The following is a 21578-nucleotide window of genomic DNA, read 5'->3' as shown; positions in this document are numbered from 1 at the left end:
TAGAACAACAAAAAAGCATCCCAAACAGGATGCTTTTTTGTTATGAAATACATGATGTTCATATTAACCTTTTTTTATTTTTCCGCCCCAGTGCTTGAATCCGCCTTTCAGCTGATTCAAATCGCGATATCCTTTTTTATGAAGAATTGCAGCTGCTCGGGCAGAACGTGAGCCACTTTGACAATACATGTAAACTGGCTGATCTTTACGAAGTTCGGTTAGACGGTGGTTCAATTGGGATAAAGGAATGTTGCGTGCTCCAAGAATGTGACCACCTTTGAATTCCTTTGGTTCCCTGACATCAATGAGTTGCGCTTTCCGGTAGCCTTGTCTAAATTCATCTTCAGTCAATGTAGTCAGGATTTTACGCGTTTTAAAAAATCTATATAGCCCAAAGCCAATTAATACGATGAGCGTTATGATTAATAATTCCATTGGTTCCTACCCCCATTTGTCTATTCCCTTATCTATTATATGGATGTTTGTCTAACTTTTCAAAGAGTTTTTATAGAAAGGCTATGTTAAATCCCCGTGTTGATTTTACAGTAAAGCTCCCTATAATGGAAGACTCAGTTTCAAGATAGTTGGGTCCGTTACCGTAATGGAAAAGGGATGGGCTGGGAAACGACTCGCTTTCCTGCGGGGGACCTGGCAAGCTTCCTCGGGCTAAAGCCCTGCGGGATCTCGCCTAGCCCCCTCTCCCGCGGGAGTCTCCCCGTTTCCCTGCCCACCCAGCCATTGTTAAAGTTAACGGGCCCTTCAAAAGGTGTATAACTAACCCCTTCAACTGCGCATGTAAAGAATGTAAATGTTTTTTTATCACATCATGGGGCTGTTTTTATAAGCGTGATTTCGAGAACTTCATATGGCAAGGGGCGTGGGGGAAGGGTGAGACTCCTGCGGGAAAGGATAGACTGGCAAGACCCCGCAGAGCTTTAGCTCGAGTTATCATGAACGAAAACTAGCTCCTTACTCGTAAAATCGTAGGTTAATCTGGTTAGAATGATTACTGCTAAACAAAAACCAAACCAGAGCTACATTACGGAAGGAGCTAGTTATTATGAAGGATACCATTAAATACGTTGGTTTAGACGTATCAAAGGAAAAAATTGCAGTCGCTATCGCTGAAGAAGGGCGCGAAGCGCCCAGGTACTGGGGGATGATACCTCATACACCAGAAGCAATTAAGAAATTGGTGAAAAAACTTGGGGATCCAAAAGCCTTACGGTTTTGTTACGAGGCTGGCCCCACAGGATATGCATTATATAGGCTTTTCCTTACCCTGGATGTTCATTGTGAGGTTATCGCGCCGTCCTTAATTCCCCAAAGACCTGGTGAGCGTATCAAAACAGATCGCAGGGATTCTATTCGTCTCGCTCAATTATATCGAGCTGGGGAATTAACGTCTATTTATGTTCCCACCCCTGAGGATGAAGCACTTCGCGATCTAGTCAGGGCACGTGAAGACGCTAAAGAAGATGAGCTAAGGGCGAAGCATCGTTTAACTAAATTTCTCCTGCGCAATAATATTCAAGCACCCCCAGGAGTTAATAGGTGGACCAGAAAGTATCGAGATTGGCTGGATGCACTAAAGTTTGAACGCTCTTCCTTACAAGTAGTTTTTCAGGAGTATTATCATCAAATACAAGAGTTAGAACAACGAATTTTAAGACTGGAAGAAGAAATAAGAGTTCAGGCAACCGAAGGTGTGCACGCGCCAACCATTCAAGCTCTTCAATCATTAAGAGGGGTGGCGCTGATTACAGCAGCAAGTCTTGTAGCTGAAATTGGTTCTTTCAAGCGTTTTCCTTCTCCTAGACAGTTTATGTCTTATCTTGGATTGATTCCAAGTGAATCTTCAAGTGGGGAGAGTAGGCGACAAGGTGATATTACGAAAACAGGAAATCGCCACGCACGACGTTTATTAGTAGAAGCGGCCTGGAGTTATCGTTATCGACCTGCAGTAAAAGGAGAATTAAAAAAGAGACAACATGGTCAAGCCCCCAATATCCAATCAATATCCTGGAAGGCACAAAACAGGCTTCACAAGAAGTATTATCGATTATTATCCAGAGGTAAAGAAAGCGGTAAAGCTATTACTGCAGTGGCTAGAGAATTAGCTGGTTTTGTTTGGGCGATCACTCAAGAGTTAGAAGATGTTTCAAACATTTGAAATGTAGAGGTTTAACTGAATTCATTATAAGCTTCATTTAAATTAGATAGATGGATGAGAATAGGGCTCGAAGGCAAAGAGGTAATACCGGAAAGGAAAACCCACGTGCCTCCTCTGTGCTATTTCTATAAGAATAACGCACGTCTCGAGTTAGTGGATTAGTCCTTTATACGGAAAGATAAATTGTGAAAACCCACGGATATCAGAATGCAAACCGCAGTAGAGATTTTTGCCTTCGTGCCGTGTTCTTACCCTCTATTCAACTGTTTAAAAGGAATAAAAGGAGGGACGAACCGACGTTATCTTTAGCTTTAAAGTAGGGTCTCACCTCGCAGAAGACCAGTCAAGGAATACACTTGACAGCCCTTCTGCGAGGTGAGAGGTAATTGGTAAGCTAAAGGTAAGAGATAATTTAGCCAGAATGGCTAATAAGAGTAACCAAAGAAAGAAGCCAAAACAGCTTCTCTTCTTAAAATTGCCCAAAAATAATTTAAAAAACCTTGGAGAGTGGGAGCCTTGACAGTTTCGTTCATATCAGGAGGCTTGCCGTCTTCCCCGCGGAAAGCGAATCCTTTCCCAACGACCCTTCCCCTCACACAATCATCTCGAAATCAAGTCTTCGACTTTTCGGCCCTTTAATTGAATAGACCTCTTATGGTAAATTAACAACAATGTTTAACAGAGACTAACAAAATTATGTATCATCACGAAGTAAGGTTGTGGTGAAAAATGTCATATCTTGCAAATGATAAAAAAGTTTACCTGCAAAGAAAAAAGGCGTATTAACTTATTTTATCTCTGGTTCTCTATCTTTTTCGCATGATTTTAAGATTGACAAAAACTAATCACTTCGTTCTAAACACAATATCTGGTGTTATTTTTAAAAAAAGAACACAATATATTGATTAAGATTCTTTTTATGTGGTATGTTACTTGTAGAATAAAAAAAACAGACAACAAGAAGAATACCATCATTTTTATATAAAATAAATAGATAAGGGAGAGGTTCATTGATGCCAACTACTGCTGAATCTCATACAAACATTGACGTAGAGCGGTTGAATAAAGATATTCGACAATTCCCTCAAGTCCATGAGATTGAACCGGATATGAACATTACACATAAAGGAGTATCGCGTCTTGTCATGCTGGATCGATACGCTTTTAAAGATACAGAAAGACTGACTTTAGGCGAAGGGGATTTTGTAGTACTAACAGTAAAGGAAGATCCGAATTTCCCTGCACGTGGTCTGGGGTTCATTGAATCGATTGATTGGGAAGCGAAAAGGGCGAATGTTAAGGTTGAACAGGAATTTGTTCATGTACTGGATAACGATGAAGAACGCGAAACAGGGATAGTAACACGGAATCTGGATACGATTGATAAACCCTTGGAAATATTTTACGAACAAATTGCTATGCGTAATGCAACCGGGTTAGCGGAGGTAGAAACAGATCCGGAGAAAAAGCACACCTGGTATCAGGAATTTTATAAAGAACTCTCTGAATTGAATTTTGTACCGGCAGGCCGAGTCCTCTATGGAGCAGGTGCCAATACTGATGTTACTTACTTCAACTGCTACGTCATGCCGTTTGTACAGGATTCCAGGGAAGGAATATCTGATCATCGAAAGCAAGTGATGGAAATCATGTCCCGTGGAGGCGGGGTCGGAACGAATGGATCGACATTACGGCCGCGTAACGCCCTGGCGAGAGGCGTAAATGGGAAGTCCTCTGGTTCTGTATCCTGGCTTGATGATATTGCCAAGCTTACCCACTTGGTCGAGCAGGGCGGATCAAGAAGAGGGGCTCAGATGATTATGCTTGCGGACTGGCATCCGGATGTTCTGGAGTTCATTATTTCGAAGATGCAGAATCCCCGGATTCTTCGTTTCCTGATTGAGAACACGGAAGATGGACAAATTAAGCGATTAGCTCAGGAAAAACTGAAGTTCACTCCTTTAACAGAAACAGAGCGTGACATGTATCAAAGTGTTGTGAACTATAAAAATATGCCGGGCTATGGTGGTTTTACAGAAAAGGCTATTAGGGAAGCGGAAGAAAAACTGTTGACCGGAGGGACTTATACGGTTCATAATCCTGATTTCCTTACAGGAGCCAATATTTCGGTCTGCATCACTAAAGAATTTATGGAAGCAGTAGAGAATGACGAAGATTACCATCTTCGATTCCCGGATGTGGAAAATTACACTGCTCAGGAAATGGATGAATATAATGCTGAATGGCATAAGGTTGGCGATGTACGGGAATGGAAAGCCAAAGGATACGGCGTTCGTACGTACAGGAAAATCAAAGCAAAAGAACTATGGAATTTGATTAACATCTGTGCCACTTATTCGGCAGAGCCTGGTATTTTCTTTATTGATAATGCTAATGAAAAAACGAATGCTACTGCCTATGGACAAAAAGTGGTTGCAACCAACCCTTGCGGTGAACAGCCTCTTGCTCCTTATTCTGTTTGTAACCTTGCCGCCGTCAATCTGGCAGCGATGGCGGACAAAGAGAATAAAAAAGTCAACTACGATAAATTGAAGAAGACAGTAGAAACCGGGGTACGGATGCAGGATAATGTCATCGATGCGACGCCTTACTTCCTGGAAGAGAACCGTAAGCAGGCGCTTGGTGAGCGTCGTGTCGGTCTGGGTGTCATGGGGCTTCATGACCTGTTGATCTACTGTGAAACGGAATATGGTTCAGAAGAAGGCAACAAACTGGTGGATGAAATCTTTGAAACGATTGCCACCACAGCTTATCGTGCTTCGATTGAGCTGGCTAAAGAAAAAGGGAGCTTCCCTTATTTAGTAGGAGAAACCGATAAGGAAACGAACGAATTACGGCAGCAGTTTATCGATACAGGGTACATGAAACAAATGCCGGACGATATTCGTGAAGCAATACTTGAACATGGCATCCGCAACTCCCATCTGTTGACGGTAGCCCCTACAGGCAGCACAGGAACGATGGTAGGAGTTTCAACAGGACTTGAGCCATACTTCTCCTTCTCTTACTACCGAAGCGGACGGTTAGGGAAGTTCATAGAGGTGAAGGCGGACATCGTCCAGGAATATTTGGATCACCATCCAGAGCAGGATCCGGACCATCTGCCTGATTGGTTTGTAACTGCGATGGGGTTATCACCGGAAGCCCATGCGGATACCCAATGTGTGATCCAGCGCTGGGTCGACAGTTCTATCTCTAAAACTGTCAATGCTCCTAAAGGTTATTCTGTCGAGCAGGTGGAAAGTGTATACCAGCGTCTGTATCGCGGAGGTGCCAAAGGTGGAACGGTTTATGTCGACGGCAGCCGTGATTCACAGGTGCTGACGCTTAAAGCCGAAGAAAATGATTTTGAGGGCGAACAGACAGAATTTGAATTTGAAGAAGATAAAAAACCTCGGGTCGTATTAATGGATACCGTCCAGGAATTAACAAAAACGGATGTGACGATTGGGTCAGAAGTTGGTAATACTTGTCCTGTATGCCGTAAAGGGAAAGTGGAAGACATTGGCGGTTGTAATACATGCACGAATTGTAATGCCCAGTTAAAGTGTGGGTTATAATTTAAGTAATGAACCCTGTGGCAATCCAGCTGCAGGGTTTTTGCTATACGAAAAAACAAACCGGGTGAAAAGACTTTCCAATAGTTATTATGATAGGGTCTTTCTTGTCACTTTTTAGAAACTAGTGTATGATTTTTATTATACATATCCAGATAGGCAGTATTGGGGGATTAGCATGCCGACACCGAGTATGGAGGACTATATTGAACAAATATATATGCTGATAGAGGAGAAGGGATATGCACGGGTCTCTGATATTGCAGAAGCGTTGAGTGTCCACCCTTCCTCTGTAACAAAAATGGTACAGAAGCTGGATCGGGATCAATACCTGAATTATGAAAAATACCGGGGCCTTGTATTAACGGCGAAAGGGAAAAAGATAGGAAAACGTCTCGTTTACCGGCATGAGTTGTTGGAGCAATTCCTCGAAATCATTGGTGTAGCTGATGAAAACATCTATGAAGATGTTGAAGGTATTGAACACCATTTAAGCTGGAACTCCATCGATCGTATAGGTGACCTGGTGCAATACTTTGAAGAAGATGAAACAAGAATTAAAGGACTGCGGCAAGTACAAGAAAATAATGAAAAAGAAACCACATAAAACCAAGCAGTAAAGACGTACCTTGAAGAAAGGGCGTCTTTTTTTCGTGATTTTTCGGTTCTATACGAGCCTGTAACTCCTTATATATGAAACAAATGGCCTCTAAGGAGGGGACCTATGAAAATCGATGGTGTTTTTTCAGGGGGCGGGGTAAAAGCTCTTGCTTTTGTGGGAGCATTGCAGGTGGTGGAAAAAAGAGGCTATACCTTTCAAAGGATGGCTGGAACCTCTGCGGGTGCAATCACCGCCAGTCTGCTTGCAGCGGGTTATCGCGTCAATGAACTCGAAACTGTCCTAAGGGAATTAGATTTTGAAACATTCGTCGACCCTCCTTTGGTGGACCGGCTGATTCCTTTTACCAAATGGTTTTTATTGTATTTTCGCATGGGGTTATATAAAGGGGATCGGCTTGAACGTTGGTTATATGATCGCCTTGCGGCTAAAGGTGTCTATACCTTTCGTGATCTGCCTGATGGAAAACTGAAAATCATCTGTTCTGATTTGACCCTTGGAAGGATACTGGTTGTACCAGATGACTTAGAGACCTATTATAATATTGATCCTTACCAATTTCCAATTGCGAAAGCAGTAAGGATGAGTGCTGGACTTCCGTATTATTTTAGTCCAGTCAAATTACAAGGCAAGGGGAACGTCAAATCTATAGTGGTAGACGGTGGATTGCTTAGCAATTTCCCGATTTGGTCACTGGAAAATCGTGATGGAAAGCGGATCAGACCGATACTCGGTATGAAACTTAGCAATCCACCAAACCAGCTGCCGGAAAGGAAAATCAATAACTCAATCGAAATGTTCCATGCGCTTTTTTCTACTATGAAGCAAGCGCACGATGCGCGGTATATTTCTAAATCTAAGAGTGCAGATATTCTCTTTATTCCAGTAACTACAATTGATACTACGGATTTTCACTTGAATGAGAACCAAAAAGATGAGTTAATTCAAATTGGAAGAGAGCATGCGGAGATGTTTATGGGGAAATGGAGAAAATAAAAAATCGAGCTTCATCTTAAGATGAGGCTCGATTTTTTTTCTTGTTTTTATTGCCTTCGATAACGCGCAGGTGTGCAGCACTTGTTTTTCGTTTCTTTTTACTAAGGATAGGGGATGGGTTGAAGGTAGATTTTCCAGTAGGTTTTGTACTACTTTCATTCCCTTTGTACTTCTTTTTCGACTGCTTGACAGCCTGTTTGTATTTTTTCATTTCATCTGATGACCCACCTCTTCGTTTCATCAGAAAATGATTAAGCACGAAGTAAAGAACTGCTGCGATACCTACCATAATCAACAGGTTTGTCAAAAGACCCATGGCATCGGTCGCCAATTTCATTACAAGACCGACGACTGCAAGCCCAATCAAAATATAAATGACAGGAGTCATACGACTGCGTGGCATGATTTTCATGTGCCTCCCTTCCATTTTCAAATCGTTAAGAGATCACCCTACTATCTGTATACCACCTTTTCGGCCATTTTCATCATTTTCAAGCACTTTTTTAAAAGAATGTAATGCAACTTCAACTTGATCGTCTTTTGGTTCCTTGGTTGTCAGGAGCTGCAGCCACAGACCTGGATACCCTAATACCTTTAGTAGAGGAACGTTTCTTACTTTATTCGTTAGTTGTAAAACTTCAAAGGAAAGTCCAATAACGATAGGTATGAGAAAGATCCGGTTAACGATCCTCCACCACAGTGGATCTGTGGCAACGAACATGTAAACAAACATCCCAACTATAACTGTAAACAAAATAAAGCTGGATCCACAACGGTAATGGAGACGTGATTGCTTTTGTACTCCTTCTACGGTCAGTGGGGCACCATTTTCATACGCATTAATTACTTTATGTTCAGCTCCATGATACTGGAATACTCTCTTAATGATTGGTGTCATGGAAATGAAATAGATATAACCCAGTAATAAAATGAGTTTGAATAGGCTTTCCAATGCGACCTGGCCGAACCTTCCAGAGATGACAGGTTCAAAGAAGTCAGCTACTAATGCAGGAGTAACTGTGAAAATAAGCTTTCCAAAGAAAAAAGATAATACACCAATGGCCCCCACACCTAAGATCATAGCTAATTTAGAAGATTCTTCTTCTTTTTCGATCTGCTCGTCATCCTCTGGGTGTACATCATATCTTTCAGTAGAAAAATTCAAATGTTTGGTGCCATTTGCACTTGCTTGAATGAGAGAAACGAGACCTCTTAATAATGGGATCTTTTTTAAACGATTTGCTATTTTAGATTCTTTCCGTTCCAGCTCAAAATATTCAATACTTTTATCTTTTCTACGTATGGCAGTTACATAGCTTTTTTTTCCGGCGAACATAACGCCTTCTACTACAGCCTGCCCGCCGTATGCAGTTGAATTTTTTTCGGACATAGTACACCAACCTTACGTTGTAATTTACCTCTTAACTTATATTTTACAGCAAATCCCATAGTATCACTAGCCCCTTTTCTTCCTATGAGCCCTGTTTAAGAATTATTTGATGCTAAAGGGAGAAACTAGCAGATGGAGGTGTTGACATGGATAAGACACAATTAGAACAAAACCAACAGGAAAAACCAATAAGCATCATGAATAAATCTTTACTGACCGGGTTTGTCGGCGGGATGTTATGGAGTATATTCGGGGCACTATCTTACTATTTTAATTTTACGGAAGTATCGCCTGCTTCATTCTTAATTCGTTCATTCTGGCAGACTGGCTGGACGAGTTCCTTTTTAGGGGAAGTACTGGGTATCATTGGTGTCAGTCTGATATCCATAGCAGGTGCCCTTGTTTATTACTTAGCATTGAAAAAAACAAATGGTCTGGCGCCTGGTATTTTGTACGGGATAGCAGTTTGGGGGATCGTATTTTATTTATTGAACCCTATTTTTGCAGCTGTTCCTGCTCTTCCGGATATGACAAGTGATACGATTGTCACGACGATTTGCTTATTTGTTTTATACGGTACGTTTATCGGGTATTCCATATCATATGAATATCATGATCTTAATCAGCCAGCTGATGGCGATGCTTCAGGGAAATGATTATTAAAAGCCCATGGAAGTATGATAAGATTGATTTGTGTGAATATTCTACGAAGCACTGGAGAGATCATGATGAAACGCTTGCTGGTTTTAAATGGACCAAATTTAAATTTATTAGGAAAAAGAGAACCAGGTATATACGGGCATGGCACCCTGGATGATGCTGTAAAGCTGGCAAGAGAAACTGCCGCTGAAAAGGGAATCGAAGTGGATGAGTATCAATCGAACCATGAAGGTGACTTGATCGATGCCATTCAACAGGCAGAAGGGAAATATGAAGGTGTAATTTTTAATCCTGCTGCATATACGCATACGAGCATTGGCTTGCGGGATGCTATCAGTGCTATTGAAGTTCCTGTAGTGGAGGTTCATATTTCAAATGTCCATCAGCGGGAATCATTCCGGCATCAATCGATGCTCTCCCCAGTCTGCCAGGGGCAAATCGTCGGGTTCGGCCTCCTTGGTTATCGCCTGGCTGCGTTAGCATTAATGGAAAGTTTCGAAGGGAGAAGGTAAATATGGATAAAATCAGGGGCATTAGACAAAGCATACAAGACATGGATATTGACGCATTACTAGTGACGAGTGATAAAAACAGACGCTACCTGACTAATTTTACAGGAACTGCCGGGGCCGTACTAATTACAGCGGAAGAAGCGTTGCTCATTACGGATTTTCGGTACACAAAACAGGCAGAAGAACAGGCGAAAGGTTATGAAATAGTGGAACATAAGCAGTCATTAGTCGACGAGATTGCTGCCCAGGTCGACCGATTGGGAGTGAAGACTGCCGGTTTCGAACAAGACTTACTTACATACGGCAGTCATCGTCAGTACGAGGAGAAGTTAGGCGCTGAGCTCGTACCTACATCTGGTCTTGTGGAAAAGTTGAGGTTGATAAAGACAGATGAAGAGATTAGTATATTAAAGGATGCTGTTAAAATCGCAGATGACGCTTTCGACCACATCCTTTCCTACATTAAACCCGGTATCAGAGAAGTTGATGTGGCCAATGAACTGGAATTCTTTATGCGTAAGCAAGGTGCTACTTCCTCGAGTTTTGACATCATCGTAGCCTCTGGAGAAAGGTCTGCTTATCCTCACGGAGTAGCTTCGGAAAAAGAGATCCAGTCCGGAGAACTTGTCACCTTGGATTTCGGGGCATTATATAAAGGCTATTGTTCTGATATTACCCGCACAGTTGCTGTAGGGCAGATCAGTGATGAGCTGAAGGAAATTTATGATACCGTACTAGAAGCGCAGTTACGTGGTATGAAAGGGTTAGCTGCTGGAATTACAGGCAAAGAAGCAGATGACCTGACACGTGATTATATTAAAGAAAAGGGTTACGGTGAATATTTTGGTCATTCTACAGGGCATGGACTAGGATTGGATGTTCATGAAGGTCCTGGTTTGTCACCTCGCAGCGACAAAGTTTTGGAAGCTGGAATGGTAGTCACAGTAGAACCAGGTATCTATGTGCCGGGAGTAGGCGGTTGCAGAATTGAAGATGATGCTCTCATTACGGAATCGGGTAATGAGCGTCTGAGCCAATCACCTAAAGAATTAATTACGTTGTAAAGAGAACGCAGGGAAAAGGAGAGATATTAATGATTTCAGTCAATGATTTTAAAACCGGTTTGACCATTGAAGTAGATGGTGAGATCTGGTCTGTTGTTGAATTCCAGCATGTCAAGCCTGGTAAAGGTGCTGCATTTGTAAGGTCAAAACTTCGTAATTTAAGGAATGGGAATATCCAGGAGAAAACATTCCGGGGTGGAGAAAAAGTAGAGCGTGCCCATATTGAAACGAATAAAATGCAATACTTGTATTCATCCGGCGACGCCCATACTTTTATGGATAATCACACCTATGAGCAGCTCGAATTACAAACAAACCAAATCGAACGTGAACTTAAATTCTTGAAAGAGAATATGGAAGTAAGTATCCAAACCTATCAAGGGGAAGTAATTGGTATCGAGTTGCCAAACAATGTGGAACTTGAAGTTACAGAAACCGAGCCAGGTGTCAAAGGCGATACGGCAAGCGGTGGAACAAAACCAGCGACAGTCGAAACCGGACTCGTCGTCCAAGTACCATTTTTCGTAAATGAAGGAGATACACTGATCATCAACACTTCTGACGGAAAATACGTTTCTCGAGGCTAAATATAATAGAAGAGCTGTCCCATAAGTCTGCAATAGACTTTCCGGGGCAGCTTTTTTTATTTGTCCATACCAGGCAAGCTGGAACCAAATGGCCTTCTTGCTAATTTCTATGGATAAGGGAATGTATAGAGTTTCAGGGTATGAAATAGGGCTGCACCCGTAGCTGCGTGTTCCATTTTAACGTGTACATAAAAGAACACCAATCCTGTACTGGTGTTCTTTTTGTCTGCTTGTTAATAGTTTACTGGACATGATCTTTCCGTTCCAGAGATAGTCATATACCATCTCGTGGTGCATACATTTACATTAAAGAGTTGGTAGATGGGGTGGTCTTGTTGAGAGAGATTTTGAATTTATTTCCTCCCGTTATGCAGAAGGCGCTTGAGGAAGCGGTGGACTGGAAGACGGTTCATGAAATAAGGGTCAGGGTTGGACAGCCACTGGAGGTAGTCTACTACAAGGATTATGAATGGCTAGAACATCTGGTTCCTTCAGAAACGGAAAAAAACCATATTCTTAATCAAGTCAGTCAGTTTTCTCTTTATAGATTGGAAGATGAGTTGCGAGAGGGTTTTATCACAGTAGAGGGGGGACATCGGATCGGACTTGCAGGTAAAGTCAACACGAGCAATGGTGCTGTACAGGCCATCCGTTATATTTCTTCCTTCAATATTCGGATTGCAAGAGAAAAGCGCGGGGCTGCCCAGGGACTGATGGGTCGCCTTGTTCATCAAGGTAATTATTGCAATACGTTGATTATAGGGGCTCCACAGACTGGAAAAACAACTTTGTTGCGGGATATCACCTGCCATATCAGCACTGGATGGAAAGGAGTGGCAGCAAAAAAAGTTGCTGTTATAGATGAAAGATCGGAAATAGGGGCCAGCATCCATGGTGTTCCCCAACTTAATTTAGGGCGGCGGACGGATATTATGGATGCCTGTCCCAAATCAGAAGGAATGATGATGATGATCCGGTCCATGTCGCCAGACGTATTGGTGGTCGATGAAATCGGACATCAACGGGATGTAGATGCTATTCAAGAAGCAATCAACGCCGGCGTAACTTTGTATTGTACTGTGCATGGAAATAACTTAAAAGAATTACGAAAACGTCCTTCGATTAAACAGTTGCTGGACCAGCAGGTTTTCAAAAGGTTTGTCCTTTTACAGAAAAGCGGCAGTGGCAATCCGGCAGGCAGAGCGATGATTTTGGATGAAACTGAGAACATCATGGATGTGACTTCAGGAGGGAATGCGCATGAAGTGGATAGGAGCCCTGTTATTACTAGCCGCCACCACATGGGTAGGATTTGAGGTTGCACGCAAATTTAAACAGCGACCTAGACAAATTAAGCAATGGAAGCACGCCTTACAGATACTGGAATCAGAAATGGTTTATGGACAGACCCCGCTCCTGGAGGCGTGTTCCTACCTTTCTAAGCAGCTGCAGGAACCAATCTCCTGGTTTTTTCGGGAAGTTGCGTCAACCAAGCATAAAGGAGGTGTAGACTTCAGCCAGGTATGGACGGAAGAACTTGATCGTCATTGGGTCTACACTTCGCTAGGAGAAAATGAAAAAGAAATACTCAAACAATTTGGGCAGACACTTGGACAACAGGACCTTATACATCAAAGAAAACAAGTGCAGTTAGCATTAAGCCATCTGGACAGGGAGTTGGAAGAGGCTCTGAGTATTTATCATCAATACAACAAAACTGTCAAAGGACTAGGGTTCTTGACAGGCTTACTTATCGTATTGTTACTCATCTAAGGAGGAGGCCGAAGATCGTGATCCAAGATGCAACGGTTTTATTTCAAATTGCAGGAATAGGAATTATCGTAGCAATGATTCATAGCATATTAAAGCAAATGGGAAAAGAAGAAATTGCCCAAGTGGTTACTCTTGTCGGGTTCATCATCGTTCTTTTTATCGTTCTGAACGGACTAGCTGATTTGTTCCAGCAAATCAAATCGGTATTTTTATTTCAAGGATAATTTGAAATGGATATCTTACAAATTGTGGGAATCGGCATTGTATCCAGTATTTTGATATTGCTTTTAAAAGAACAAAAATCATCTTTAGCCTTCATGCTTGCTATCTTCACTGGGCTGATCATATTCCTGGCTCTCATCCAGCAAATCTCCCATATTTTTAAATTGATTGATTATATGGCGGGAAAAGCGAACATCCATGGGGTGTATGTCGAGACAATCTTAAAAATAATCGGTATTGCTTATATTGCGGAATTCGGCGCTCATTTGACAAAGGACGCAGGGTTGTCTTCTATCGCTTCAAAAATTGAGTTGGCAGGAAAGGTATTCATTCTGCTCTTATCCATACCGATTCTGACGGCTTTAATTGAAGCGATATTAGGATTTTTCCCTGGATAATGATGATAGAAGGGGGATGGGCATAAAATGAAATGGCCCTCCTTAGTTTTATTAATAGTGATAGGAATATTGATTGCACCTGACCCAATAGCTGCCGAGCCAAGTCAGCCGGCTGGACCCGAGCCACTGATGGAAAATATAGACTTTGGAGAATTAAATGAATATTGGAGTTCTATTGTCAGGGAGTATGGGGGCTATTTACCTGAATTGAAACAGATGAATATAAAAGATTTTGCCAAACAATCATCTGAGTTGACGGTCATGGATTGGTTAAAAGGATTCCTTAAATTTCTTTTTCATGAACTGATTGCGAACGGAAAATTGCTGGGAAGTTTGATTTTTCTCACTTTATTTATAACGGTCCTGCATACATTACAAAATGCTTTTGAACAAACTACGGTAAGCAAAGTTGCCTATATGATCGTTTACCTTGTTCTAATAATGCTAGCACTAAACAGTTTTCATTTGGCGGTATCTTATACCAGTGATGCTATCGATGCCATGAGTGGATTCATTATCGGGCTTTTACCACTGTTGCTTGGCATAATGGCAACGTTCGGGCACTTAGTGTCTTTATCATTTTTTCATCCTATTATAATCTTTCTTATTCAGATAAGTGGTGTCCTAATATCGAAGGTGGTATTACCGCTCTTTTACTTGTCAGCCCTGCTGTTAATGACAAGTTCATTGACAGATAAATATAAAGTGGATCAGCTGGCTCAACTGTTAAGAAATATTGGCCTTGGGCTAATCGGAACTTTCCTGACGATATTTCTAGGTGTCATTTCTGTACAGGGTGCAGCTACGGCCATACAGGATGGGGTGGCGATGAAAACGGCGAGGTTCGTTACAGGTAATTTCGTTCCTGTAATCGGCAGGCTGTTCACGGATGCAACAGATACCGTATTGGGAGCTTCATTACTATTGAAAAATACAATCGGTTTGGCGGGCGTAATCATTGTGATTGGACTAGCTTTATTCCCAGCTCTAAAAGTACTGGCAATTGCGCTCACTTTCAAAATTGCAGCGGCAGTCCTTCAGCCGATAGGAAACGGGCCGGTAGTAACAAGTATTTCTATTATCAGCAAACATATCTTATATATATTTGCTTGTTTACTGACTGTTACCTTTATGTTCTTCCTGTTAATTGCCATATTAGTGGCATCAAGTAACTTGACGATGATGGTTCGATAAGGAGGAAAAACCGTGGCATTCATTATTCAATGGGTGACGGAAATAGTTATCTTTTTACTGCTGGCAATGGTGATCGATTTCCTGCTTCCTTCGGGGCAAATGCAAAAGTATGCCAGGTTGGCAATATCTCTCATACTCGTCTTAATTTTCCTCAATCCATTGTTCCGATTATTCAATACGGATGTAAACCAGTTGATTCAAACCCAGGCTCAGACATTCTCGACTGAGATAATGGAAGAAGAAGCGTTAAAAAAATCAGTTGAAACAAAGAAAAGTGAAATACAAGCCACGCAGGATGCATATATATTAGAACAAATGGTTGTCCAAATGAAATCTCAGGCAGAAGAAAAGCTGGCCCAGGACTTCAGCGCAGAAATAATGGATATTACTTTCCTGTTCAAAGATGAAGTGAAAGACCTGGAACATCTGGAAACCGTACAGGTGTCTTTGAAAGAGGTTGAAACAGTGGAATCCATTGAGAACATTGATATTGACTTAGACAAACCTGCGCAAGAAAAGGACGAGCAGACTAAAGAAGCAATCGTATCTTATTTAGCAGAACTTTGGCAGTTGGACCAAGACAGAATCACGATTCAATGGGAGGGTGCAAATGAGTAAATGGCAGGAGATTTTTTCCTTCTTAAAAAAAGATGACGGTAAAAAGCTCAATAAAAGAGGCTATATCGTCCTAGTCGGATTGATTGGTCTTTTGCTGTTGATGGTCGGGAACATTTTTCAAAAATCTTCCCCGGACCCAATTGATTTGTCCACACAGCCAGATCCGGGCGCAGCTGCAGAAACTGCGGTTCACAACGCCGATACAGAAGAAGGGATCAAGGATCTTGAAGAAAGCTACGAAAAGCAGCTCACCCCCTTAATAGAAAATATAAAGGGAGTGAGTGAGGTGGAGGTAATGATCAACCTTGAAGCAACCAAAGAAAAGGTTTACGACAAAAACCTTATTATTGGAAAGCAGACCACTGAAGAATCAGATAAAAACGGTGGGGAAAGGAGTATCGAAGATTATTCCCGGGAGCAGCAGCTGGTGTTGGTAAGGCAAGGCGATCAGGAGCTTCCATTATTGATACAAACAAAAAAACCTAATGTCAAAGGGGTGTTGGTGGTAGCGAAAGGTGTAGATCATATGCAAGTGAAGCAATGGGTAGTCGAAGCAGTCTCAAGGGTGATGGATGTACCGAGTCATCGAGTATCGGTCATGCCTAAAAATTAATAAGGGGGAAGGGTAATGGTTAAAAAGCAAACCGTTTGGTTATTGACAATGTTAAGTCTGATGATTGTGTTGAGTGTTTATTACATGACGGCACCAGAAGGCGATGAAATGGCGTTCATTAATGATGAGGAATGGAGCCAGAACGAATCAGGAGATGACATGGCTGCTGATGCAAACAATGACGAGGGCACAATTATCAGCCAAATGTCAGCAGAAGAGATGTTTGCTGCCATCCGTATGCAAAAGCAAGATGCAAGAGACAAACAGCATGAGCAATTATCCGATATCGTAGCCTCCAGTGATTATAGCGCAGATGAAAAAAATGATGCTCTACAGGAAATGCAGCAGTTACAGGAACTTCAAACAAAAGAGTCGATTCTGGAAACCACTATTCAGGCAAATGCCCAGTATGATGATGTCTTGGTTCGAGTGGAAGAGGATGTTATTAATGTAACTGTCAAAGCAAATGAACTTTCTAAAAAAGAAACAAACAATATTATTAAAATGGCTGTCGATGAGTTTGGTGAAAAGCCAGTCAGGGTAAAATTTCAACCAGCTAACTAAATAGAAAAGATCTCTCCCGGAGAGGTCTTTTTTTATTTGTGAGATTAAACGATAAGGTGAATCAGTTCAAATGTGGTTACAGTTCTTAACACTAATGGAGTCTGACGCCGGAAATAGTTAACAAAATGGAAAACGCTTTAGTGCAAAGTTGAAGTTTCTACTGCTTTTATCGTAGAATGTTAAAAGGAGTTATTAATACCTGTTATTAAATCCGTAATAAAAAAACAAGGGGTGCCATCTATGTTGAAGGTTCAAGAAATCCGAGAATTAATTAGATTAATTGATGATTCTAAAATTGATGAATTCTGTTTCGAAACAAACGGAACAAAAGTAACCATGAAAAAACAAGGCGGACAAGTTGTCAGCCAGCAACTGCAAGAACCTGTGCAAGCTGCTGCTCCTGTTAAGGAAGAAAAGCAGCCACAACCAGAGCCGGTAAAAGAAAAAACAGAAGAAACACCTGCGCAGGAAGAGAACAAGCAAGAAGCACCAGCATCCTCCCAGTCTGATTATGATGCAGAGGTTACCTCACCGATGGTCGGTACCTTCTATGCTGCTTCCTCACCAGATAGTGATCCATATGTAAGAGTCGGCGATAAGGTAAAGCCTGACTCCGTGGTGTGCATTGTAGAAGCGATGAAATTATTTAATGAAATCGAAGCGGAAGTATCCGGAGAAATCGTAGAAATATTGGCAGAAGATGGAGAGCTAGTCGAATACGGACAGCCACTTTTCCGGGTTAAGACCGTTTAATGGGGGTAGCTGTATGATTAAAAAGTTGTTGATTGCCAATAGAGGTGAAATTGCAGTTCGTATCATAAGGGCTTGTAAAGAAATGGGCATTGAAACGGTGGCGATTTATTCAGAAGCTGATAAAGAAGCCTTACACGTTCAGCTGGCAGATGAAGCTTATTGCATCGGCCCGACACTGAGTAAAGACAGTTACTTAAATTATACAAATATTATGAGCCTGGCCAAATTGACAGATGTAGATGCCATCCACCCGGGATACGGTTTTCTCTCTGAAAATGCAGAGTTTGCGGAGATGTGCGAGGAATGTAATGTGACCTTTGTGGGGCCATCTGCATATGCTATTTCAAAAATGGGCACAAAAGATGTAGCCCGTGAAACAATGAAAGAAGCAGGTGTACCTGTAGTTCCAGGATCAGAAGGAATTATTGCAGATGAAGAAGACGGGCTGAAAGTTGCAGAGGAAATTGGATATCCTGTCATCATCAAAGCAACTGCTGGCGGTGGCGGTAAAGGAATTCGTGTTGCCCGTGACAAAGATGAACTGGTTAAAGGAATCCGTGTCACTCAAAATGAAGCAGAAAAAGCATTTGGAAATCCTGGTGTTTACATCGAAAAATTCATTGAAGATTTCCGCCATGTGGAAATTCAAGTACTAGCTGATAATTTCGGTAATGCGATTCATTTAGGAGAACGGGATTGTTCGATTCAACGTCGTTTACAGAAGTTGATCGAAGAAACTCCGTCCCCTGCCATCACTTCCGAAATCAGGGCAGATATGGGGGAAGCAGCTGTAAGAGCCGCACTTGCAGTCGATTATTCAGGAGCGGGGACTGTTGAATTTATATTTGACCAGGAGCAGAATACCTACTACTTCATGGAAATGAATACACGTATTCAGGTAGAACATCCAGTCACTGAGATGGTCACTGGTGTTGATTTAATTAAAGAACAAATCAAAGTAGCCTCAGATGAGAAGCTTGAATACACTCAGGAAGATATCACTTTTGAAGGATGGGCGATGGAGTGCCGAATTAATGCAGAAGATCCCTTCAAAGATTTCATGCCTTCACCTGGGAGAATAGAAATGTACCTGCCGCCAGGAGGTTTGGGGGTAAGGGTGGATTCTGCAGCCTACCAAGGTTACATGATCCCTCCATACTATGATTCGATGATTGCTAAATTGATCACTTATGGAAGAACGAGAGAAGAAGCTATCGACCGGATGAGCCGGGCGTTGGATGAGTATATGGTCGATGGCATCAAAACCACTATCCCATTTCATCAGCGAATGATGAAACACCCTGTTTTTGTCGGCGGAGACTTCAACACAAAATTTTTAGAGAAATATACTATAATGGATGATGAATAGTGGGGAAGGAGTGAATGGTATGAGTGAACAGCGCTTATTGAATGTAAGCAGTGATTCTTCACTAGGAAATGTTGAGATTGCCCCGGAAGTAATAGAAGTTATTGCGGGTATTGCTGCTTCTGAAGTAGCAGGGGTAGCATCTATGCGTGGAAACTTTGCTTCAGGGGTTGTAGAACGGTTAGGGAAGAAAAATCATGGGAAAGGTGTCAAAGTTGAGCTGGAAGATGACGGAATAAGCATTGATGTGTTTGTTGTTATGGACTATGGCATTGCAATCCCGGCTGCAGCTCAAAAAATTCAGGACAATATCCGCCAGGCTTTAATAAACATGACGGCATTAGAAATTAATGAAATCAATATCCATGTCGTCGGTGTCCAAATGGAATTGAAAGAAGACGAAGAAGTAGAAGAACAATAAAATAAAAGTCATAGGTCTCTCTAGCTGAGATCTATGGCTTTTTTAATTTGCAGCTCCTGTTAAATCAACGCATTGATTTTCCATAAAAGCTCCCTTTAATTGAAGACTCAGTTTCGAGATAAATTGTTTCCGTTACGATAGTAACAGTTAGGAGGTCCGGGAAATTACTCGCTTTCCATGGGCGTACGGTGAGCTTCCTCGGGCTTAAAGCCCTGCGGGATCTCACCATGTACTATCTTCCCACTGGAGTCTCTCAATTTCCCGGACCTCCTTGCGTTTATGAGAGATACGGAAACATCGGTATATCGTTCTTCAAACCAAGAGTGAGCTATGCATGAAATGTGAGCTTAAAACCGCGTCTTTATTCAATTATCCATTAAAAGTAGAAGACATCTGCAATATAACAGGGGTTCTTTTCTCCCATCCTTCGGATGGGGTGGCAGGGAAACTGCGAGACTCCCGCGGGAGAAGGGACTAGGCAAGACCCCACAGGGAGTGAAAACGACCGAGGAGGCTTGCCGGTTCCCCCGCAGGAAAGCGAGTAGTTTCCCGGACATCCCTGACGCTATTATGGTAAAGAACCCTCACTATCTTGAAACTGAGTCTTCCACAATTCGGCCCTTTAGTTGAATAAGCATCTTATGAAATAATAACTACGTTATTGTCCCCAAGATTCAATATGGCGAGATGAAAAGGGATTCATTAAAAATGATTCTTCTGAATGCAGGCCAGGTGTGGGTTTAATATAGCTTTTCGAGTGATAAAATGTTATCATGCATACGGATATAACGTTAAAGAGGATTTAAAGGAGATTAAAACATGAAACGACACCTAGCTCGCGAGAAAGCTTTTCAAGTATTATTTCAAGTGGACGTCAATGATATCGATATGGAAGAGGCAATCGAACATGTATTAGAAGAAACAAAAAGTGATGCATTTATGGAGCAATTAATCCATGGTGTTTTTGCTCAAAAGCAAGTATTAGACGAAAAAATTTCAAATCACCTGGAAAATTGGACAATAAAGCGTCTTCCACTGGTGGAAAAAACATTGTTACGAATGGCAGTTTATGAAATCGATTTTGTGGAAGACGTGCCTGAGCAGGTAGCTATCAATGAAGCAGTTGAATTGGCGAAAGTCTTCGGAGACGAGAAATCCGGAAAGTTCGTCAACGGTGTATTATCTAAAATGACCAAATAAATGTAGAGGGGTTGTTTCGTGTGGGTGCAAATATCATATATGGAAAAGAACTGGCAGCAGAGCTTCGAGAAGAAATGAAGCAGGAAGTAGCAGAGTTAAAAACAAAAAATATTATACCAGGATTGACCGTCATCATTCTCGGGGAAGATCCAGCATCACTTTCCTATGTAAGAGGAAAGCAAAAGGCTTCGGAAAAGGTCGGCATGGAATCCAACTTGATTGAAATGCCTGAAACAACTTCTGAACAAGAGTTATTAGATTTGATAGCAGAGCAAAATGCCAAGGAATCTGTACATGGCATTCTCGTTCAACTTCCGTTACCAGCACATATATCGGAACAGAAAGTGATTGAAGCGATAGATCCCGCAAAAGATGTTGATGGCTTTCATCCGATAAATGTCGGAAGAATGATGACAGGGCAGGATACTTTTTATCCTTGTACCCCATATGGGATATTAATGATGTTGAAAAAGGCGGAAATTGACATAAAAGGAAAGCATGTAGTAGTGGTTGGGCGCAGTAACCTCGTCGGTAAACCCGTAGGTCAACTGCTATTGAACGAACACGCAACCGTTACCTATTGCCATTCTAAAACTCCTGATCTGGGTTTTCATACAAGACAAGCGGATATTGTTATTGTTGCGGCAGGAAAAGCTGGGCTTGTTACTGGGGAGCATATTAAAGAAGGTGCGGTCGTTATTGATGTAGGTGTCAACCGGGTGGATGGAAAACTAGTAGGTGACGTCGACTTTAATTCAGTTGAGCCGATTGCATCCTATCTTACTCCAGTACCAAAAGGTGTTGGGCCGATGACAATTACCATGTTATTACATAACACGATTAAAGCTGCCAAAAAAATTTATAATGTCATATAAAA

The 21578-nt window shown here is 41.8% G+C and carries 24 protein-coding genes; 21 read left to right on the top strand and 3 right to left on the bottom strand.

Features of this window, described 5'->3' with window-relative positions; genetic code table 11:
- Positions 1-63 precede the first annotated feature (63 nt).
- Complete coding sequence (locus B9Y67_RS18525) at positions 64-435, bottom strand: rhodanese-like domain-containing protein (RefSeq protein WP_062446668.1); 372 nt, start codon at positions 433-435, stop codon at positions 64-66.
- A gap of 625 nt (positions 436-1060) precedes the next feature.
- On the opposite strand from B9Y67_RS18525, the gene B9Y67_RS18520 reads away from it, so the two are divergent.
- The 4 genes from B9Y67_RS18520 (at position 1061) to B9Y67_RS18505 (ending at position 7366) form a co-directional block, all read left to right on the top strand.
- On the top strand, positions 1061-2173 hold the full coding sequence (locus tag B9Y67_RS18520; protein WP_085504929.1) for an IS110 family RNA-guided transposase: 1113 nt from the start codon (positions 1061-1063) through the stop codon (positions 2171-2173).
- Positions 2174-3186: 1013 nt separating this feature from the next.
- Complete coding sequence (locus B9Y67_RS18515; RefSeq protein ID WP_085508845.1) at positions 3187-5754, top strand: vitamin B12-dependent ribonucleotide reductase; 2568 nt, start codon at positions 3187-3189, stop codon at positions 5752-5754.
- Between the two features lie 175 nt (positions 5755-5929).
- Positions 5930-6358 carry a transcriptional regulator MntR gene (mntR, locus tag B9Y67_RS18510; protein ID WP_085508844.1) on the top strand — a complete coding sequence of 143 codons (429 nt, stop codon included), beginning with the start codon at positions 5930-5932 and terminating at the stop codon, positions 6356-6358.
- A gap of 117 nt (positions 6359-6475) precedes the next feature.
- Entirely contained in the window at positions 6476-7366 is an 891-nt protein-coding gene (locus B9Y67_RS18505; RefSeq protein WP_085508843.1) for a patatin-like phospholipase family protein, read from the top strand.
- Positions 7367-7382: 16 nt separating this feature from the next.
- On the opposite strand, the gene B9Y67_RS18500 is transcribed toward B9Y67_RS18505, so the two are convergent.
- Together B9Y67_RS18500 and B9Y67_RS18495 are read right to left on the bottom strand one after the other, a co-directional pair.
- Positions 7383-7778 carry an SA1362 family protein gene (locus B9Y67_RS18500; protein WP_085508842.1) on the bottom strand — a complete coding sequence of 132 codons (396 nt, stop codon included), beginning with the start codon at positions 7776-7778 and terminating at the stop codon, positions 7383-7385.
- Between the two features lie 33 nt (positions 7779-7811).
- A complete protein-coding gene (locus tag B9Y67_RS18495; protein ID WP_085508841.1) occupies positions 7812-8756 on the bottom strand; it encodes a DUF1385 domain-containing protein in 945 nt (314 codons plus the stop codon).
- Positions 8757-8902: 146 nt separating this feature from the next.
- Between B9Y67_RS18495 and B9Y67_RS18490 the strand changes: the two genes are divergently transcribed.
- The 17 genes from B9Y67_RS18490 (at position 8903) to folD (ending at position 21576) form a co-directional block, all read left to right on the top strand.
- Positions 8903-9412 (top strand): YqhR family membrane protein, encoded by a 510-nt coding sequence (locus B9Y67_RS18490; RefSeq protein ID WP_085508840.1) that lies wholly within the window; start codon positions 8903-8905, stop codon positions 9410-9412.
- Between the two features lie 72 nt (positions 9413-9484).
- Positions 9485-9928, top strand: coding sequence for a type II 3-dehydroquinate dehydratase (gene aroQ / locus B9Y67_RS18485; RefSeq protein ID WP_085508839.1), 444 nt, complete (start codon positions 9485-9487; stop codon positions 9926-9928).
- Positions 9929-9930: 2 nt separating this feature from the next.
- On the top strand, positions 9931-10992 hold the full coding sequence (locus B9Y67_RS18480; protein ID WP_085508838.1) for a M24 family metallopeptidase: 1062 nt from the start codon (positions 9931-9933) through the stop codon (positions 10990-10992).
- Between the two features lie 29 nt (positions 10993-11021).
- Positions 11022-11579 carry an elongation factor P gene (efp, locus tag B9Y67_RS18475; protein ID WP_085508837.1) on the top strand — a complete coding sequence of 186 codons (558 nt, stop codon included), beginning with the start codon at positions 11022-11024 and terminating at the stop codon, positions 11577-11579.
- 326 nt (positions 11580-11905) lie between these two features.
- Positions 11906-12895 (top strand): stage III sporulation protein AA, encoded by a 990-nt coding sequence (spoIIIAA, locus tag B9Y67_RS18470; protein ID WP_254901840.1) that lies wholly within the window; start codon positions 11906-11908, stop codon positions 12893-12895.
- Entirely contained in the window at positions 12840-13352 is a 513-nt protein-coding gene (spoIIIAB, locus tag B9Y67_RS18465; RefSeq protein WP_085508835.1) for a stage III sporulation protein SpoIIIAB, read from the top strand. The genes spoIIIAA and spoIIIAB overlap by 56 nt, the downstream gene beginning before the upstream one ends.
- 17 nt (positions 13353-13369) lie before the next feature.
- Positions 13370-13576 carry a stage III sporulation protein AC gene (gene spoIIIAC / locus B9Y67_RS18460; protein ID WP_028783177.1) on the top strand — a complete coding sequence of 69 codons (207 nt, stop codon included), beginning with the start codon at positions 13370-13372 and terminating at the stop codon, positions 13574-13576.
- A gap of 6 nt (positions 13577-13582) precedes the next feature.
- Positions 13583-13972, top strand: coding sequence for a stage III sporulation protein AD (gene spoIIIAD / locus B9Y67_RS18455; protein ID WP_062446637.1), 390 nt, complete (start codon positions 13583-13585; stop codon positions 13970-13972).
- A gap of 27 nt (positions 13973-13999) precedes the next feature.
- Positions 14000-15166: a stage III sporulation protein AE gene (gene spoIIIAE / locus B9Y67_RS18450; RefSeq protein ID WP_085508834.1), complete on the top strand. Its 1167-nt coding sequence runs from the start codon at positions 14000-14002 to the stop codon at positions 15164-15166.
- A 12-nt stretch (positions 15167-15178) separates the two neighbouring features.
- Positions 15179-15784: a stage III sporulation protein AF gene (gene spoIIIAF / locus B9Y67_RS18445; RefSeq protein WP_085508833.1), complete on the top strand. Its 606-nt coding sequence runs from the start codon at positions 15179-15181 to the stop codon at positions 15782-15784.
- Positions 15777-16397, top strand: coding sequence for a stage III sporulation protein AG (gene spoIIIAG / locus B9Y67_RS18440; RefSeq protein WP_085508832.1), 621 nt, complete (start codon positions 15777-15779; stop codon positions 16395-16397). The genes spoIIIAF and spoIIIAG overlap by 8 nt, the downstream gene beginning before the upstream one ends.
- Before the next feature lie 15 nt (positions 16398-16412).
- Positions 16413-16961, top strand: coding sequence for a SpoIIIAH-like family protein (locus tag B9Y67_RS18435; protein ID WP_085508831.1), 549 nt, complete (start codon positions 16413-16415; stop codon positions 16959-16961).
- A 240-nt stretch (positions 16962-17201) separates the two neighbouring features.
- On the top strand, positions 17202-17714 hold the full coding sequence (accB, locus tag B9Y67_RS18430) for an acetyl-CoA carboxylase biotin carboxyl carrier protein (RefSeq protein WP_085508830.1): 513 nt from the start codon (positions 17202-17204) through the stop codon (positions 17712-17714).
- A gap of 13 nt (positions 17715-17727) precedes the next feature.
- On the top strand, positions 17728-19083 hold the full coding sequence (gene accC, locus B9Y67_RS18425; protein WP_085508829.1) for an acetyl-CoA carboxylase biotin carboxylase subunit: 1356 nt from the start codon (positions 17728-17730) through the stop codon (positions 19081-19083).
- A 19-nt stretch (positions 19084-19102) separates the two neighbouring features.
- The gene (locus B9Y67_RS18420) at positions 19103-19501 is read left to right on the top strand and encodes an Asp23/Gls24 family envelope stress response protein (protein WP_085508828.1); all 399 of its coding nucleotides are present in this window, start codon (positions 19103-19105) and stop codon (positions 19499-19501) included.
- Positions 19502-20320: 819 nt separating this feature from the next.
- Entirely contained in the window at positions 20321-20701 is a 381-nt protein-coding gene (nusB, locus tag B9Y67_RS18415; RefSeq protein WP_085508827.1) for a transcription antitermination factor NusB, read from the top strand.
- A 20-nt stretch (positions 20702-20721) separates the two neighbouring features.
- A complete protein-coding gene (gene folD, locus B9Y67_RS18410; RefSeq protein WP_085508826.1) occupies positions 20722-21576 on the top strand; it encodes a bifunctional methylenetetrahydrofolate dehydrogenase/methenyltetrahydrofolate cyclohydrolase FolD in 855 nt (284 codons plus the stop codon).
- Positions 21577-21578: the final 2 nt, after the last annotated feature.

The organism is Thalassobacillus devorans, assembly GCF_900176565.1.
GTDB classification, from domain to species: Bacteria; Bacillota; Bacilli; order Bacillales; family Halobacillaceae; genus Thalassobacillus; species Thalassobacillus devorans_A.
This window is presented reverse-complemented; position numbering and strand designations above follow the sequence as displayed.

Coding starts and splice junctions, on each gene's coding strand:
- B9Y67_RS18515 (WP_085508845.1), top strand. CDS start 3,187: ATGCCAACTACTGCTGAATCTCATACAAACATTGACGTAGAGCGGTTG.
- spoIIIAG (WP_085508832.1), top strand. CDS start 15,777: ATGAGTAAATGGCAGGAGATTTTTTCCTTCTTAAAAAAAGATGACGGT.
- accB (WP_085508830.1), top strand. CDS start 17,202: ATGTTGAAGGTTCAAGAAATCCGAGAATTAATTAGATTAATTGATGAT.
- B9Y67_RS18525 (WP_062446668.1), bottom strand. CDS start 435: ATGGAATTATTAATCATAACGCTCATCGTATTAATTGGCTTTGGGCTA.
- B9Y67_RS18480 (WP_085508838.1), top strand. CDS start 9,931: ATGGATAAAATCAGGGGCATTAGACAAAGCATACAAGACATGGATATT.
- B9Y67_RS18490 (WP_085508840.1), top strand. CDS start 8,903: ATGGATAAGACACAATTAGAACAAAACCAACAGGAAAAACCAATAAGC.
- spoIIIAE (WP_085508834.1), top strand. CDS start 14,000: ATGAAATGGCCCTCCTTAGTTTTATTAATAGTGATAGGAATATTGATT.
- B9Y67_RS18435 (WP_085508831.1), top strand. CDS start 16,413: ATGGTTAAAAAGCAAACCGTTTGGTTATTGACAATGTTAAGTCTGATG.
- mntR (WP_085508844.1), top strand. CDS start 5,930: ATGCCGACACCGAGTATGGAGGACTATATTGAACAAATATATATGCTG.
- efp (WP_085508837.1), top strand. CDS start 11,022: ATGATTTCAGTCAATGATTTTAAAACCGGTTTGACCATTGAAGTAGAT.
- nusB (WP_085508827.1), top strand. CDS start 20,321: ATGAAACGACACCTAGCTCGCGAGAAAGCTTTTCAAGTATTATTTCAA.
- aroQ (WP_085508839.1), top strand. CDS start 9,485: ATGAAACGCTTGCTGGTTTTAAATGGACCAAATTTAAATTTATTAGGA.
- B9Y67_RS18420 (WP_085508828.1), top strand. CDS start 19,103: ATGAGTGAACAGCGCTTATTGAATGTAAGCAGTGATTCTTCACTAGGA.
- spoIIIAB (WP_085508835.1), top strand. CDS start 12,840: ATGAAGTGGATAGGAGCCCTGTTATTACTAGCCGCCACCACATGGGTA.
- B9Y67_RS18495 (WP_085508841.1), bottom strand. CDS start 8,756: ATGTCCGAAAAAAATTCAACTGCATACGGCGGGCAGGCTGTAGTAGAA.
- accC (WP_085508829.1), top strand. CDS start 17,728: ATGATTAAAAAGTTGTTGATTGCCAATAGAGGTGAAATTGCAGTTCGT.
- spoIIIAD (WP_062446637.1), top strand. CDS start 13,583: ATGGATATCTTACAAATTGTGGGAATCGGCATTGTATCCAGTATTTTG.
- B9Y67_RS18500 (WP_085508842.1), bottom strand. CDS start 7,778: ATGAAAATCATGCCACGCAGTCGTATGACTCCTGTCATTTATATTTTG.
- B9Y67_RS18520 (WP_085504929.1), top strand. CDS start 1,061: ATGAAGGATACCATTAAATACGTTGGTTTAGACGTATCAAAGGAAAAA.
- B9Y67_RS18505 (WP_085508843.1), top strand. CDS start 6,476: ATGAAAATCGATGGTGTTTTTTCAGGGGGCGGGGTAAAAGCTCTTGCT.